General features: G+C 73.9%; 13 protein-coding genes. 10 read left to right on the top strand and 3 right to left on the bottom strand.

Annotated features, from left to right (window positions below):
• Positions 1 to 45: 45 nt before the first annotated feature.
• The 7 genes from G3I19_RS15550 to G3I19_RS15520 all read left to right on the top strand — a co-directional run bounded on the left by G3I19_RS15550 (position 46) and on the right by G3I19_RS15520 (position 8,635).
• Positions 46 to 1,365, top strand: coding sequence for an exopolysaccharide biosynthesis polyprenyl glycosylphosphotransferase (locus G3I19_RS15550; RefSeq protein ID WP_164264191.1), 1,320 nt, complete (start codon positions 46 to 48; stop codon positions 1,363 to 1,365).
• A gap of 74 nt (positions 1,366 to 1,439) precedes the next feature.
• Positions 1,440 to 2,759: an O-antigen ligase family protein gene (locus tag G3I19_RS15545; RefSeq protein WP_343235117.1), complete on the top strand. Its 1,320-nt coding sequence runs from the start codon at positions 1,440 to 1,442 to the stop codon at positions 2,757 to 2,759.
• Positions 2,756 to 4,552 carry a murein biosynthesis integral membrane protein MurJ gene (murJ, locus tag G3I19_RS15540; protein WP_164264186.1) on the top strand — a complete coding sequence of 599 codons (1,797 nt, stop codon included), beginning with the start codon at positions 2,756 to 2,758 and terminating at the stop codon, positions 4,550 to 4,552. The genes G3I19_RS15545 and murJ overlap by 4 nt, the downstream gene beginning before the upstream one ends.
• A 64-nt stretch (positions 4,553 to 4,616) precedes the next feature.
• Positions 4,617 to 5,309, top strand: coding sequence for a polysaccharide deacetylase family protein (locus tag G3I19_RS15535; protein ID WP_164264185.1), 693 nt, complete (start codon positions 4,617 to 4,619; stop codon positions 5,307 to 5,309).
• The gene (locus G3I19_RS15530; RefSeq protein WP_164264184.1) at positions 5,306 to 6,577 is read left to right on the top strand and encodes a glycosyltransferase; all 1,272 of its coding nucleotides are present in this window, start codon (positions 5,306 to 5,308) and stop codon (positions 6,575 to 6,577) included. Before G3I19_RS15535 ends, G3I19_RS15530 begins: the two co-directional genes overlap by 4 nt.
• Positions 6,578 to 6,686: 109 nt before the next feature.
• Complete coding sequence (locus tag G3I19_RS15525) at positions 6,687 to 7,406, top strand: lipopolysaccharide biosynthesis protein (RefSeq protein WP_203599619.1); 720 nt, start codon at positions 6,687 to 6,689, stop codon at positions 7,404 to 7,406.
• Positions 7,406 to 8,635 (top strand): GNAT family N-acetyltransferase, encoded by a 1,230-nt coding sequence (locus G3I19_RS15520; RefSeq protein WP_164264183.1) that lies wholly within the window; start codon positions 7,406 to 7,408, stop codon positions 8,633 to 8,635. Before G3I19_RS15525 ends, G3I19_RS15520 begins: the two co-directional genes overlap by 1 nt.
• 194 nt (positions 8,636 to 8,829) lie before the next feature.
• Here G3I19_RS15520 and G3I19_RS15515 read toward each other — a convergent pair whose 3' ends face one another.
• Positions 8,830 to 10,134 (bottom strand): glycosyl hydrolase, encoded by a 1,305-nt coding sequence (locus tag G3I19_RS15515; RefSeq protein WP_343235116.1) that lies wholly within the window; start codon positions 10,132 to 10,134, stop codon positions 8,830 to 8,832.
• A 480-nt stretch (positions 10,135 to 10,614) separates the two neighbouring features.
• Here G3I19_RS15515 and G3I19_RS15510 point away from each other — a divergent pair, with 480 nt between their 5' ends.
• Entirely contained in the window at positions 10,615 to 11,109 is a 495-nt protein-coding gene (locus tag G3I19_RS15510; protein WP_164264181.1) for a DUF5949 family protein, read from the top strand.
• A gap of 87 nt (positions 11,110 to 11,196) precedes the next feature.
• Here G3I19_RS15510 and G3I19_RS15505 read toward each other — a convergent pair whose 3' ends face one another.
• Positions 11,197 to 12,495, bottom strand: a complete 1,299-nt coding sequence (locus G3I19_RS15505) for a cytochrome P450 (protein ID WP_164264180.1) — start codon at positions 12,493 to 12,495, stop codon at positions 11,197 to 11,199.
• A gap of 317 nt (positions 12,496 to 12,812) precedes the next feature.
• Between G3I19_RS15505 and G3I19_RS15500 the strand changes: the two genes are divergently transcribed.
• A complete protein-coding gene (locus G3I19_RS15500) occupies positions 12,813 to 13,343 on the top strand; it encodes a tyrosinase family oxidase copper chaperone (protein WP_343235115.1) in 531 nt (176 codons plus the stop codon).
• 19 nt (positions 13,344 to 13,362) lie between these two features.
• The gene (locus tag G3I19_RS15495) at positions 13,363 to 14,223 is read left to right on the top strand and encodes a tyrosinase family protein (protein WP_164264179.1); all 861 of its coding nucleotides are present in this window, start codon (positions 13,363 to 13,365) and stop codon (positions 14,221 to 14,223) included.
• 195 nt (positions 14,224 to 14,418) lie between these two features.
• On the opposite strand, the gene G3I19_RS15490 is transcribed toward G3I19_RS15495, so the two are convergent.
• On the bottom strand, positions 14,419 to 14,709 hold the full coding sequence (locus G3I19_RS15490; protein ID WP_164264178.1) for a chaplin: 291 nt from the start codon (positions 14,707 to 14,709) through the stop codon (positions 14,419 to 14,421).
• Positions 14,710 to 14,765 lie beyond the last annotated feature (56 nt).

Genomic DNA, 14,765 nt, shown 5'->3' with positions numbered 1-14,765 from the left:
GTCCGGCCGGCCGGACGGCGGCGGACCCGTACGGTCGCCCCGCTGATCGCAGGTGACACGGTCGCCCTGGCCGCCACCTGCGCGCTGGTGCCCGGGCTGAGCCCGGCGCCGCTGGTCCTCGTACCGCTGCTCGCGCTGCATCTGGCGCTGCACCTGCACGGCGGCCTCTACCGGCGGCGCCTCTCCAGGTCGGCGCTGCTCGAACTGCCCGCGCTGCTCGGCCACGCACTCGTCCTGTGGTGCACGGCGGCCGCCTGTTTCGCGGCCCTCGCGCCCTGGCACATCCTCGACTGGACGGTCCTCGCCACCGCGGTCACCGCGCAGACCCTCACCGGCTGCGTGGTCCGCGGCGCGGTCCACCAGCTGGCGCGTGTCACCGCCGCACGGCGCGGGCAGTCGACGCTGATCGTCGGCGGCGGCGCCACCGCCCACCAGATCAGTGCCGCGCTCTACGCGCACCCGGCCTACGGCATGCGGCCGGTGGGTCTTGTGGGGACCGGGGCCGCCACCGACGCCGGATCGTCCGCCGGGGACGGGAGTTCCGTACTGCCCGTGCTCGCGACCCATGAGGAGATCGGCCGGGCCGTCATCCAGACCACGGTCCGCCACGCCCTGTTCGTCGGCCCCGGCGGCGCCACCGCCGACGACCCGTCCCTCGTGCGGCTGCTCGGCGAGTACGGCGTCCAGCTGTGGCTCGTCGACACGTCGGGGCCCGGCCGGCGCACCGTGTCCGCCGACCACTTGTGGGGGTTCGCCGTGCGGCCGCTGGCCGTGCCGGGCCACCGCGTGAGCCGCTGGGGCAAACGCGCCCTCGACACCTCGCTCGCCGCCCTGGCCCTGATCGCGGCGGCGCCCGTGATGGGGCTGTGCGCGCTGGCCGTACGGATCTCCGACGGGCCCGGCGTCATCTTCCGGCAGGAACGGATCGGCATGGACGGGCGCGCCTTCACCCTGCTCAAGTTCCGTACGCTGCGCCCCGCCGACGACCACGAGTCGGCGACCCGGTGGAGCGTCGCCAGGGACCACCGGATGAGCGGCGCCGGCAGCCTGCTGCGCCGGACCTCGCTCGATGAGCTGCCGCAGCTGTGGAACGTACTGCGCGGCGACATGAGCCTGGTCGGCCCGCGGCCCGAACGGCCCTACTTCGTCACCAAGTTCTCCGGCTGCCACCCCGGCTACCGGTCCAGACACCGGATGCCCGTCGGGATCACCGGGCTCGCCCAGATCAGCGGACTGCGCGGGGACACCTCCATCGAGGACCGGGCCCGCTTCGACAACCACTACATCGACAGCTGGTCGCTCTGGCAGGACATCTGCATCCTGGCCAGGACCGCAGGCTCGCTCTTCCGGCTGGGGGGCAGCTGACCGTGACGGCTCTCACCCAGGCCCCCGCGCTGCCCCGGCCGCGCACCGCGCCGCCCGCCGCCGCGCCGCTCGCCGTGTGCCTCGGGCGCCGGCTCGCCCGCCGGTGGCCGGTGCTGCCCGTGGCCGCGCCCGTCCTGCTGCTGGCCGTCCCCGTCGAGTACGGGAACGGGGCCAGCACCTCCACCAACATCTCGGTCGCCGACGTGGCTTCGGCGTTCCTGGTGCTGTACTGCGCGGTACGGATGCTGCGCGGCAGGTCCCGTCCGCTGAGCCCGGCCGCCGCCGTCGTGCTCGGCGTGCCGGTCGTGGGGTTCGCCGTGGCCACCGTGACCGCGGCCGATCCGGTGGCCGCGCTCCCCGGGTTCGTGCGGTACCTCCAGGTGTTCGTGCTGGTGCCGGCGGCGGTCGTGCTGCTGCTGAGGGACGCCGGCGACTTCCGGTTCGTGGCCGGGGCCTTCGTCGTACTCGCGCTGGTCCAGGGCGGGTTCGGCGTCTGGCAGTACGCGACCGGGAGCGGCGCCTCGTACATGGGCTCCGACATCCGGGCCGTCGGCACCTTCGGCCCCACCGACATCATGGGCATGGCCACCACCGTGGCGTTCGGGATGGTCGTCGCCACCGGGCTCGCGCTGCTTCCGCCGCCCGGCGCGCCCCGCTGGGTGCGCCCGGCCGCGCTCGCCGCAGCGGTGGCGCTGGTGCTGCCGCTCGCGTTCTCCTTCAGCCGCGGTTCGTGGATCGCCACCGTGGTCGCGGTGCTTGCCGTCGTGCTGCTCGCCGGACTGCGTACGGCGGTCCGCGCCCTGGCCGCCGTGGTCGCGGTCGCGGTGGTGCTCGTCGGCGGATTCGGGGTCGGCTCGCAGCTCATCACCGAACGGCTCGGCTCGATCACCCAGGTCACGGCCGCCCCCGACCAGTCGGTCACCGACCGGTACACGATGTGGGCGGCTGCGGTCGGCATGTGGCGCGACGAGCCCGCGACGGGCGTCGGCCTCAAGGGATTTCCCGCGTACCGCGACGGCCACGCCTCGCTGGGGCTCTCGTCGGGCTCCGACACGGCGGGCGCAGGCCACGCCTACCAGCGCCAGCCGCTGCTCTCGCCGCACAACATGTATCTGCTGGTCCTGAGCGAACAGGGCCTGACCGGGATCACCGCGCTGGCCGGCAGCTGGGCCGCGCTCCTGGCGGGCGGGGCCCGCCGCCTGTACCGGGCGCGGAGACGGCGCGGAGCGGCCGCCGACTGCGGGCTCGTGGCGGTGGGACTGATGCTGTGGCAGACGGTCGACTTCCTGTACGCGGACATCGGCGGCCCCGCGACCGCGCTCACCGGCATCGTCTTCGGCCTGATCGCCTGGTGGGCGCTGGCGGGCCGTCAGGAAGCGCCGGGCGCCGCATGAACGAGACGACCAGCGGCACGGGGACGGGCACGGGGACGGCCGGCGGTGCGGGTGCGGGGACGGTGAGGGTCGGCGGTTCGGGTACGGATACGGGTCCGGGTACGGGTGCGGGCACCGCCACCCGCACCGCCACCGGCACCCGTTCGCGGCGCCGTGCAGCCGCCCGTACCGCGGTGGCCGTGCGGTCGGCGGCTGGCCATATGCCGCCCGCCGTCCGGCAGGCGCCGCCCCGGCTCGGGAAGGTGCTGGCCAGGGCGGCCGCGATCACCGCGGCGCTGACCATCGCCGGTTCGGTGCTCGGTCTGGTCCGGGACCAGAGCATCGCGCATCTCTTCGGCGCGGGCAGTGACAGCGACGCGTTCCTGATCTCCTGGACCGTGCCGGAGATGGCCTCCACGCTGCTCATCGAGGACGCGATGGCCCTGGTGCTCGTCCCGGCGTTCAGCCACGCGCTGGCCCGGCGTGCCGCGGGCGAGCACCCCGACCCCGTACGCGCCCTGGTCTCCGCCACCCTGCCGCGCCTCCTCGTACTGCTCGGCTGCACCACCGGGGTCCTGGTGCTGGGCGCACCGGTGATCGTGGAGCTTCTGGCGCCGGGGCTCGCCGAGCCGCAGGTGGCCGTCCAGTGCACCCGGCTGACCGCCCTCACCGTGCTCTCGTTCGGGATCACCGGCTATCTCAGCGCGGCGCTGCGGGCGCACCGCAGCTATCTGCCGCCCGCCACGATCTATGTGGCGTACAACGTCGGCATCATCCTCACCATGCTGGTGCTGCACTCCCTGTGGGGGGTGCGTGCCGCGGCCGCCGGGGTCGCGGCGGGCAGTGTCCTGATGGTGCTGGCCCAGCTGCCCGCCTTCGTCAGACACCTGGCCGTACGCCCGGCAGGCGGCGAGAGGCCGCTCATCGGCGCCGCGGCCCCCGCCGTCGGCACCGCGCGGCCGGTGCTCGGTGTGCTGGCGCCCGTCGTCATCTTCACCGTCTGCCGTCAGTCGCAGGTCCTCGTGGAGCGGTTCCTGGCCGCCTCGCTGCCCGCCGGGGCGATCTCGCACCTGAACTACGCGCAGAAGGTCGCCCAGGTGCCGATGATGCTGTCGCTGATGATCTGCACGGTCACCTTCCCGGTGGTCGCCAAGGCCGTCGCCGACGGCGAGGGCGACCAGGCGCGGCGCCGGGTCGAGCGCGATCTGGCGCTGGCCGGGGTCGTGGTGCTGGCCGGCACCGCGGTCGTCGTGGCCTACGCCCCGCAGATCATCGAAGTCCTGTTCCAGCGCGGCGCGTTCAGTGCCCGCGACACCGCGACCACGGCGTCCATCATGCGGGTCTACGCGCTCGGGCTGCTCGGGCAGTGCCTGGTCGGCGCCCTGGGCAGGCCGTTCTTCTCGGCGGTGCGGCCCACCTGGTTCCCGGCCGCGGCGATGGCCGCAGGACTTCTCGTCAACACGGTCGCCGGAGCGCTCACCGTCGGCCCCTGGGGGGTGTACGGCATCGCCGGTTCCAACGCGCTGGGCATCACCGTCACCGCCGTGCTCCTGCTGCGCGGGCTCGGCTCGCGGGTCGTCTCCATCCACGTACGCGGTGTCGCCCTCACGCTCGCCAGGCTGTCCGCCGCCGCCGTGGCCGCGTGCGTGGCGGGGACGCTGCTCGCCCCGCTGGTCCCCGGCGCGCTGCCCAGCCTGGCCGTCGGCTGTCTGCTGGTGCCCGGTGTGTTCGCCGCCGCGGCACTCGCGCTGCGCGCCCCCGAAGTCGTCGGCCTGCTCGACCTCACCAAGCAACGGTTCCCTCACGTCGGCTGACACGCCGCCATACGCCGCCCCGCCCCGGCCCTCGCCCGGCCCCGGCATTCAGCCGTGGATCCTGATGTACCACTCGGTCGCCGACCCCACCGACGACCCGTACGGCATCACCGTCGCCCCCGAGCGCCTCGACCGCCAGCTGCGCCTGCTGGCGCGGTCCGGGCTGACCGGTGTCGGCGTCGGCGCCCTGCTGCGCGCCCGCGCCGAGGGCCGCGGGCGCGGGCTCGTCGGGCTGACCTTCGACGACGGCTACGGCGACTTCACCGACCACGCGCTGCCGCTGCTGAAGCGGCACGGGTGCACGGCCACCGTGTTCGTACTGCCCGGCAGGCTCGGCGGCGAGAACGTCTGGGACGCACTCGGGCCGCGCAGACCGCTGCTCACCGAGGACGGCGTCAGAGCCGCGGCCGCGGCCGGCATGGAGATCGGCTCGCACGGCCTCTACCACCGGGACCTCACCGAAGCGGCCGACGACGAGCTGCGCGAGGAGACCCGGGGAAGCCGCGAACTGCTCCGCGGGATCACCGGCGTCGCGCCGGAGGGCTTCTGCTATCCGTACGGCACCATCGACCGGCGGACCGTCGACGCCGTGCGCGCCGCCGGATACGCGTACGGCTGTGCCATCGCCCCCGGCCCGCTGGCCGGCGGCCACGCGCTGGCCCGCACCCACATCAGCCACGCGGACCGCGGCCTGCGGCTCGCCGCCAAACGGGCGCTCCACCGGCTGCGGCAGCTGCGGGCCGGAGGCAGCCGATGAGGGTCCTGCACATCATCACCGGCCTCGGTGTGGGCGGCGCCGAGCAGCAACTGCGGCTGCTGCTGCGCCAGTTGCCCGTCGAGTGCGACGTGGTCACGCTCACCAACCCCGGCCCGGTCGCCGACGGGCTGCGCGCCGACGGGGTCTCCGTCACGCATCTGGGGATGCGTGGCAACCGAGACCTCGCGGCACTTCCCCGGCTGGCCCGGCTGATCCGGCGCGGCCGGTACGACCTGGTCCACACCCATCTGTACCGGGCCTGTGTGTACGGCAGGATCGCCGCCCGGCTGGCCGGGGTGCGCGCCACGGTCGCCACCGAACACTCGCTGGGCGCACGGTACATCGAGGGCCGCCCCCTCACCCGGTCCGCCCGCGCGCTGTATCTGCGCACCGAGCGGCTGGGCTCGGCGACGGTCGCGGTGTCGGCGACGGTCGCCGACCGGCTGCGCGGCTGGGGCGTGCCGGCCGCGCGTATCCATGTCGTACCGAACGGCATCGACGGGGCGCGGTTCCGGCACGATCCACGGGTCAGGGCCGCCACCCGGGCGCTGCTCGGTATCCCGGCCGACGCGTTCGTGGTGGGCGGCGTCGGCAGGCTGGTGCCGGGCAAGCGCTTCGACCTGCTGGTACGCGCTGTCGCCGCGCTGCCGGAGGTCAGGCTGCTGCTGGCCGGGGACGGGCCGGAGCGGGAGGCGCTGCGCACGCTCGCCGGGCAACTCGGGGCCGGCGACCGTATCCACCTCATCGGCGAGTGCGACGCACTGCCGGACGCACTGCCGGACGGGCGGTCGGGTGAGCGGTCGGACGCACTGCCGGACGGGCGGTCGGGCGAGCGGTCGGACGGGCTGTCCGGCGGGCCGCATGCCGGGCCGACCGCTGGACCGCATGCCGGGCCGACCGTCCCCGCTGTCCTGGACGCGGCGGACGTCTTCGTCTCCGCCTCGGACGAGGAGTCCTTCGGGCTCGCTGTCGTCGAGGCGCTGGCCGCCGGCCTTCCCGTCCTGTACGCCGTCTGCCCCGCGCTCGACGACCTCCAGGCCGGACCGGTGCCTGGCGCGGTGCGGGTGCCGGGCGGCGCCGCGGAGATCGAGGCGGCGCTCCGGCACCAACTGAGCCTGGGGGCACGGCGGTTGGATCCGTCGGCGGTGGTCGGCCACTACGACATCGCGCGCAGCGCCGCCGGTCTGCTCGGGGTGTACGCCCGCACGGTCGCGTCGGCCCCTGCCGTCCCGCGCGTACGCCCGCCGTTCGTGACCCCTGTCCCGTGACCCTGTCCCGTGATCCCGTTCCGTGCCTCCTTCCCGTGCCTCTTTCCGCGCCGCCCTCCCCGGGCCCCCTTTCCGCGACATCCGTGACACCGACGAAGAAGTGAGCCCCATGCCTGATTCGCCCCGCGAAGAGCACCGGACCGAGCGCCGGGCCGAGCACCGAGCCATCCCCCGGACCATCGGGCGGGCCGTCCGCCGCCGCGCCGCCGCACTGCCCGGCTGGTGGCCGCTGCCCCTGTGCGCACTCGTCGGCGTGGTCGGCGGTGCGTCGTACGGACTGGCCGCGGCGCCCGACTACGCCGCCACCAGCTATGTCGTCGCCGCCCCCGCCAAGGGCGCCGACCCCTCCACCGCCCTCGGCTTCGCCCAGGCGTACGGCCGTATCTCCACCAGCACCTCGACCCTCGCCGCGGCCCAGAAGGCGGCGGGCGTCCCGGTACGGACGCTGGGGCGGCACGTCAGTACGGAGACGTCGCCCGAGTCGCCGATGATCGGCATCACCGGCAGCGCGACGCGCCCCGGCAAGGCCGCCGACATCGCCAACGCGGTGGCCGGAGCGCTTACCGCCAGTGGCAACGCAGCCGCGGGCAACACCGGCGTCCGGCTGGTCCTGTTCTCGAAGGCCGTCGCACCGTCGGCCGCCGTCTCGCCCTCGGTGCCGGTCGGCATCGCGGTCGGCGGCTGCGCCGGCGGCCTCGTCGGAGCCCTCACGCTGCTGGTCCGCCCGCGCCGCAGGCAGTGGAGCCAGGGCACAGCGGTCCCGGCCCCCGCCCAGGCCACCGGGCCCGACGCGCTCGCCGAGCCCGCGCAGCTGAAGGAACACGTCTGATGGCGGTGGCCGCCGGGATCGCGTCCGGGACCGGGGTCAGGACAGGCGGTGGGCCGGGGTCCGGGACAGCGGCCGGGTCCGGCCTGTCCGTGACACTGTGCCGCGACGAACGGCAGTTCGCCGCGCTGGAGACCCAGTGGGCGGCGCTGTACCGCGGCTGCGCCACCGCCACCCCGTTCCAGAGCCACTCCTGGCTGTACTCTTGGTGGCTCTCGTACGGCACACCCGGGCGGCTGCGCGTGGTCCTCGTACGGCGCGGCGGACAGCTCGTGGGAGCCGCCCCGCTGATGCTCACCCACCGGCCGCTGCCGCTGCTCGTCCCGCTGGGCGGCGGCATCTCCGACTTCTCGGACGTCCTCATCGACGGCTCGCAGCCGCCCGGCACCCTCACCGCGCTCGCCGAGGGGCTGCGCCGGGCGGCCCCGCACGCGGTGATCGATCTGCGCGAGGTGCGCCCCGGGGCCGCGGCCGAGCAGCTCTACGCCTGCTGGCCCGGGGCGCGGCGCAGGCTCAGCGACTCGGTCTGCCTCGAACTGCCCGCCGAGCCCATCGACCAGCTGGTCAGACGGCTCGCCTCCGGACGGGCCCAGCGGGTCCGGGCCAAGCTGCGCAAGCTCGACGCGCTGGGGATCGAGGGGCGCGCCGTCCCGGAGCACGAAGTGCCGTGCGGCATCCGGGAGTTGCTGCGCCTGCACGAGCTGCAGTGGCGCGGGCGCGGGGTCACACCCGAGCACCTCAGACCCCGGTTCGCCGAACATCTGACGCGCGCCACCCAGCGCATGGTGCGGGACGGCGACGCGGCGCTCACCGAGTACCGCCTCGACGGTGCGGTGGTCGCCGCCAATGTGACGCTCCAGTCCGCCCGGCTCAGCGGCGGATATCTGTACGGCGCCGACCCTCAGCTCCGTACCAGGAAGGTCGACGTGACGACGATGCTGCTGCGCCGCGACGCCCGGCACGCCGCCGAGAGCGGCCGGACCGTCATCAGCCTGCTGCGCGGCACCGAACCGTACAAGAGCCACTGGCGCCCGGCCGTCGTCACCAACCAGCGGCTGCTGCTCGCGACGGCCGCGCTCGCCCCGGTGCTCGGCCTGTACGCGGCCCAGCTGGCGGGCCGGGACCGGGCGGCCGAAGTGGTGCGCACCGTCGGGCCCGTGGTGCGCGACTGGCGCACCGGGCCCGGCGGCCGGCGGGCGGCGGCAGAACGGCCGGCGGCCGACGGCCGGTGACCGGCCCCGGTCCGCCGTCCGCCTGCGGTCCGCCGTCCGTCTGCGGTCCGCCGTCCGTCTGCGGTCTGCGGTCCGTCTGCCGTCCGTCCGTGCCGCGTACCGCCGTCCCTCGTCCGTAGCCCGTAGCCCGTAGCCCGTAGCCCGTAGCCCGTAGCCCGCAGTCCGGCCGGCCCGGTCGCCCGGCTGGTGCCCTGTCAGTCCTCCGGCAGGGACACGCAGATCTTCCGGGGCTTGAACCAGGTGCCGGCCCACTTGCCCAGGTCGACCCGGATGCACCACTGCTTCGTACCCGTCGGCTTCGACGGCGGCTCCACCCCGTGCTCCGACGGCGTCGGTGTCGGTGTCGGCGCCGTACCGGGCGGGGTGCTCGGCTCGGCCGTCGGCCTGCCGGGCTCCGGCTTGGCCTCCTGGGACACCTTGGTCCGGAAGATCTTCGACGCGCCGGGGTTCTCGTCGCACTGCCACACCCCGTGCGGGCAGTAGTCCGTGATGGTCTGGTACAGCGGCTTGTGCGCGTCGAACCAGGCGAGCATCCCGCGCATATAGGCGGTGTTGTCGCCGTTTCTGAAGAGGCCCCACTCGGGGTAGGAGATCTGCTTCTTGTGCGCGGCGGCGAAGTCGACCTGCGCCTGGAGCCCGTACGGCCCCTTCACCTGGTCCTCGAAGGTGTCGCCGGGCGGCTGGTCGTACGAGTCCATCCCCACGATGTCCACCGTGTCGTCGCCCGGGTAGCACTGGGTCCAGGGGATGTCGTCCGGGCCGCGGTTGGGCGTGAAGTCGAAAGTGAACTTCTGCCCGGGGACCGAGCGCATCGCGGTGACGATCCGGTTCCAGTACGTCTTCCAGCCCTGCGGGTCGGGGCCGCAGCGCTGGGTGTACGTCGTGCCGTTCATCTCCCAGCCCAGCACGATCACCGTGTCGGGGATCCCCAGCTTCACCAGGTGGGTGGCCAGCTTGCGGTAGTGGTCGTCGAAGTCGCCGCGTGCGCCCTGCTGGATGAGGCCGCGGACCCGGTCGTCCGGGAGGTGGTCCTCGTTGTGCTCCTGCATGGGCACGTTGAGCACGAACATCCGGTCGGTCTCGGCGCGCCGCCACTTCGCCCAGGTGCTGAGGAAGCCGGGCTGCCCCTCGATGTTCGACCAGACGTCACCCGGCAGGTAGGTGTGCCCGACCCGTACGTCCGCACCGCCCAGCCAGCGCGAGAGGTCCGCCATCCGCGCGACGCCCTTCGGCCCGTAGTCCAGATACGCGCCCACCGCAGGCGCGGAGTCCTCCGGCGCCTCGGGCAGGGGACCCTTCGGCGCGAGGGCCCCGGATTCCTTCGCGGCGGGGGAGCCGTGCGGCTCCGGCGCCGGGGACGCGGGCTGCTTCGGCCCGGCCGGAGCCGACCCGGCCGGAGCCGACCCGGCGGGGGACGGAGCGGGGGCGGCCCTGAGCGCACCCTGTGCGCCTCCGGCGCCGGTCACGAGAAGACCGGCGGCCACGCCTGCGACGCACACGCTCCTCAACCGTCGTCGTGGATGCGGCATGGGCCTCTCCTCGTGGTGAATTCGTGCAGGTGACGGAAGACGCGGACTCATGATCCATTGGTCAAACCGTCCCCCCGGCGGGCCGACCGGGCGCGCTGCGCTGGGCCATCGGTGCGTTCCATGACCACCAGTCAGCTCCATCCAGGTGAAAGACGGGACGTCCGCGCTGTGCCGGGATGAGTAACGAATGCACCTGGAGATCGTTGATCAAGGCGTCGCATGGGGAGTGAACGTTTCCCTGCGGACTGCCCAGGACCCGCCCGGTCCTGGGCAGTCCCGTCTCCGGCAGTCCTGTCCCGGGCGGTTCTGTCCCGGGCGGTCCTGGCGCGGTGGTCCGGTGTTTCGCGTACGCCCTGACTGATGGTTTGCGGTCGCGTTGCCGCGCCCGGTTCCGCCATCCGGGTGAACGGCCGCCGTGGGGGCCCGGGTCCGCCACTAGGGTGCCGAGCCATGACCGCATCCCACACCGCCACAAGCAGTGTCCAGCGCGACCAATTGGGCACCCTCTCCGTGCTCGCCTGGTCCGGCGACCCCGAAACGAACAACCTGCCCTATCTGCTGGCGTATTCACTCGGTGACGGCAAGGACGGTGCCGAGGCGGGCGAGGCCGCCGTGCGCACGCTCTTCGACGAGCTCGGCATCCCGCTGGGCAGCTCGCTGGCGGACGGCTCCCGGCCCGGGTTCCCGGTCAGGCTGCTGGTCGAGGGCGGCCAGGCCGCCGTCAACATGCCGTATCTGAGCGCCCAGTGCCCGGTCCCGGCCGAGTGGCTGCAGGCCGTCGCCGACCGGGGCGAGGTGCACTTCATGTTCGCCAGCAAGCCGTGGCCGGAGGCCGTGCCGGGCCGGCCCGTGTCCGAGGAGGTCCTCAGCGCCTTCGTCGGCGACGAGGCCATGCTCACCACGTCCGCGCACTGCATGCTGCCGGTCACCCAGCTGCGGAAGTAGCCGCGGCGGCGGGGCCGGGCCGGGGAGACGTACGCCCCGGCCCGGCCCCGCACCGCTGTCATGCGCCGGTTGTCACCGGGCCTGCCGTCACGGTGCGGGCGGGTCGAACGCGAAGCGCAGCGCCCGTACCCGGTTGTCGAAGTTCGAGCCCGCCAGGTCGGGGAGGCCCACCGCGCGCGGCGCCAGGGGGCGGCTCAGCAGCTCCCTGAAGAGCGCCTTGATCTCCTGCCGGGCCAGGTGCGAGCCGAGGCAGAAGTGCGGGCCGCCGCCGCCGTACCCCAGGTGCGGGTTGGGGCTGCGGGTGATGTCGAAGGCGTCCGGGTCGGCGAAGACCGCCTCGTCGCGGTTGGCCGACGCGTAGTAGAGGACCACCTTGTCGCCGGGCCTGAAGAGGTGCCCGCCCAGCGCGTACTCCGTCCGTACCGTCCTGCGGAACTGGATGATCGGCGTCGAGTGCCGTACGACCTCGTCGACCGCCCCGTCCGCGTACCGCTCGAAGTCCGACGCGAGCAGGTCCCGTTGCTCCGGGTTCTCGGTCAGCAGCGTCAGCGCGTGAGTGATCGCGTTCCTGGTGGTCTCCACGCCCGCCACCATCAGGAGCGAGAAGAACGAGCCGAGGCTGCGGGCGTCGAGCCCCCGCCCGTCGACGTCGGCGCGCACCAGCGCGGAGATCAGGTCACCGGTCGGCCTGCGCCGCCGCTCGCGGCCGAGCGCCGCCATCATCAGATGCATCCGGGCCAGCGCCCGCAGCCCGCGCCCGGGGTCCCGCAGCCGGGCGCCGATGCCGCGCCGCACGCCCGCGTTCTCCGACGCGTGGTCGACGCGGCCCGCGATGTCGGCACGGTAGCGCTCCGGGATGCCCATGAGGTTGCAGATGACCTCGAACGGCATCCGCGACGCCACCGACGCCACGAACTCGGCGGGCCGCTGCGCGACCATGTCGTCCACGACGCGCCCGGCGACACGGCGGATGTCCTCCTCGGCCGCGGCGAGCAGCCGGGGCGTGAAGGCCCGGGAGACCACCTTGCGCAGCTGGGTGTGGTGCGGGGCGTCCATGTTGACCATGGATTCGCCGAACAGGAACCTGACCCAGCGGGCGGGCTCGGGCGTGGTGACCCCGGGGGCGCTCGCGAACACCTCGGGCAGCCGGCTGGCCCGCACCACGTCCGCGTGCCTGACCAGCGCGTAGAAGCCCTGTCCTGGCCTGCGCCGGGTGGCGGGGCGCTCGGTGAAGTACGCGGGCGCGTCGAGCTTCCGCAGCGCGGCGAAGGCGTCCAGCCTTACGGGGCGGGGCAGTTGCCAGAACGCGGGGTCCGCGAGGTCCACCTCCGCCGGGTGCGCCGGGTGCGCCGGGTGCCGTACGGCAGGCTGTGCCGGGACGCTCATCCGTCCGTCCTTCCCCCCGGGCCGAACAGCCCTGGTCCGGCGGTCATCGTGGCGCATCCACGGCGGCGCGGACCGCCCCCGCGGGGCCGGGTGGGCAAGTTCCCGCCGGGGCGCGGGACATTCCCCCCGTACGGCCGAACGGCCGCCGGGCCAGGGGGCAGCGGAGTGAGCCGGAGCCGCTGGTCGGCGCGCCGGAGCGGTCATTTGTCCGAAGAACTGTTTCCTCGTGCCGTCGTTGTCACCGACGAGGCGCGACCCGGCGTGCGGCACGCGCGGCGGTCCGCGCCGACCGGCGGGGTGAACCGGAGGGAGCCAGCATGAGAACGTCCACGCGCGATACGGCCGGGCGGACACAGAGGGGACAGCCGGCGGACCGCGCGGACCGTGCGGACCGCACGGTCCGCGCCGGTCGCCCGGAACCGGCGGGCCCGGCGGTGCCGGTGACCCGGCGCGGTGCGCTGCGCGCACTGTTCGCGGTGGGCGCGGTCGGTGGTACGGCCGTGGCGCTGGCCCCGATCGTGCGGGCCGGTGCCACGGGGCGCGGGGGCGACGACGGGAAGGGTGTCCTGTCGCCGGGGCTGCCGCACGATCTGACGGACGTGTTCGACGAGATGTACCGGGGCCGGCACATCCGGGGCGGTACGGCGGGCGACTCCACCGAGGTGACCGTCGACGGCAGGCCGCTGCACATCATGCGGCGGGCCGACGGCAGCTACCTCAGCATGGTGGACCACTACGAGTCGTACCCGACGCCTCTCGCGGTGGCGCGCGGCGCGGTCGACGAACTGGGCACGGCCCGGCTGTCGTTGACATCCATGCAGCAGACGCACCCGATGCGGCAGCTCTGACCGGGAAGGTCCCTGACCCGTGTACACCCGCAAGAACCAGAAGGACCTCACCGCGTCCGAGAAGAGGCGGTTCGTCTCCGCGGTCCTGGAGGTCAAGCGCTCAGGCCAGTACGACGACTTCGTACGGACGCACGGCGAGTACTACGTCCCGGACGGGTCGCGGGGGAAGCGGGTCGCCCATATGGCGCCCACCTTCTTCCCCTGGCACCGGCGCTTCGTGCTGGAATTCGAGCGCGCCCTCCAGGCGGTCGACCCCAGCGTCACCGTGCCCTACTGGGACTGGACGGCCGACCAGGCCCCGACCGGCGGGCTCTGGGGCGACGACTTCCTCGGCGGCGACGGCCGGCGCTCCGACCAGCAGGTGATGACCGGCCCGTTCGCGTACCGCGAGGGGAACTGGGAGGTCACGGTCGGGGTGACCGACAACCGGTTCCTGACCCGGAACTTCGGCCGCCCCGCCCGCCCCGTCTCGCTGCCGAGCAGAGCCGATCTGGCCCGTGCGATGAAGGAGACGGTGTACGACGCGGCCCCGTGGGACTCCACCGTGCCGCACGGCTTCCGCAACACCTTCGAGGGCTGGTCGGTCGGTGACGGCCCGGCCTGGCGCAACCACAACATGGTGCACCGCTGGGTGGGCGGGGCGATGAACAGCGCGACCTCGCCCAACGACCCGGTCTTCTGGCTGCACCACTCCTTCTGCGACCTGGTGTGGGACCGCTGGCAGAAGGCGCATCCGCACGCCGGGTTCGTGCCCGCGCGGAAGCTCGCCCCGGGGGATCCGCAGAGCGGCCGGATCTTCAGCCTGGACGAGCCGATGGAGCCGTGGGGCGTCAAACCGTCGTCGCTGCTGAGCCATGCGTCGCTCTACCGGTACGCCTGAAAGGCCGCTCCACCGGTAAGCCTGAGAGCAGGCACGCCTGAGAGCAGGCACGCCTGACAGTCGGTACGCGTCCGGGCGCCGGTCCGTGGGCGGGCGTACGGGCCAGGTGCGGGTGGGCCGGACACACCTGCGGCCACCTCCTTCGCAGGGGGTGGCCGCAGGTCGCGGGAGGCGCTGCCGCCCGCTGTCTCAGTCTCAGTTGCCGTAGCCGTCGTCGCCGTAGCCACCGTGGCCGTGGTCGTGCTGGTCGGCGTTGACGCAGGTGTTGCCGAACGCCGGGTTCAGCAGACCGATGACGTTGACGGTGTTGCCGCAGAGGTTCACCGGGACGTGGACCGGGACCTGGACCTGGTTGCCGGAGATGACACCGGGGGAGCCGATGGCGGCACCCTGGGCTCCGGCGTCGGCGGCGGCCAGACCGGCGGAACCGGCCAGGACGGCGCCGGTGCCCGCGAGTACGGCAGCGGCCTTCGCGATACGCGACATTGCGTTCTCCTTGGAACAGTGGAACGGGAACATTCAGGGTCAGCCGCAGCGATTCA

It is taken from the genome of Streptomyces sp. SID10853, from assembly GCF_010548145.1.
Taxonomy (GTDB): Bacteria; Actinomycetota; Actinomycetes; order Streptomycetales; family Streptomycetaceae; genus Streptomyces.
Note: the sequence above shows the minus strand (reverse complement) of the source record. Positions and strands in the feature narration are given on the sequence as shown.

Excerpts from the sequence above, each read along its gene's own strand:
- murJ (WP_164264186.1), top strand. The coding sequence starts at position 2,756 with ATGAACGAGACGACCAGCGGCACGGGGACGGGCACGGGGACGGCCGGC.
- G3I19_RS15535 (WP_164264185.1), top strand. The coding sequence starts at position 4,617 with ATGTACCACTCGGTCGCCGACCCCACCGACGACCCGTACGGCATCACC.
- G3I19_RS15530 (WP_164264184.1), top strand. The coding sequence starts at position 5,306 with ATGAGGGTCCTGCACATCATCACCGGCCTCGGTGTGGGCGGCGCCGAG.
- G3I19_RS15525 (WP_203599619.1), top strand. The coding sequence starts at position 6,687 with ATGCCTGATTCGCCCCGCGAAGAGCACCGGACCGAGCGCCGGGCCGAG.
- G3I19_RS15520 (WP_164264183.1), top strand. The coding sequence starts at position 7,406 with ATGGCGGTGGCCGCCGGGATCGCGTCCGGGACCGGGGTCAGGACAGGC.
- G3I19_RS15510 (WP_164264181.1), top strand. The coding sequence starts at position 10,615 with ATGACCGCATCCCACACCGCCACAAGCAGTGTCCAGCGCGACCAATTG.
- G3I19_RS15505 (WP_164264180.1), bottom strand. The coding sequence starts at position 12,495 with ATGAGCGTCCCGGCACAGCCTGCCGTACGGCACCCGGCGCACCCGGCG.
- G3I19_RS15500 (WP_343235115.1), top strand. The coding sequence starts at position 12,813 with ATGAGAACGTCCACGCGCGATACGGCCGGGCGGACACAGAGGGGACAG.
- G3I19_RS15490 (WP_164264178.1), bottom strand. The coding sequence starts at position 14,709 with ATGTCGCGTATCGCGAAGGCCGCTGCCGTACTCGCGGGCACCGGCGCC.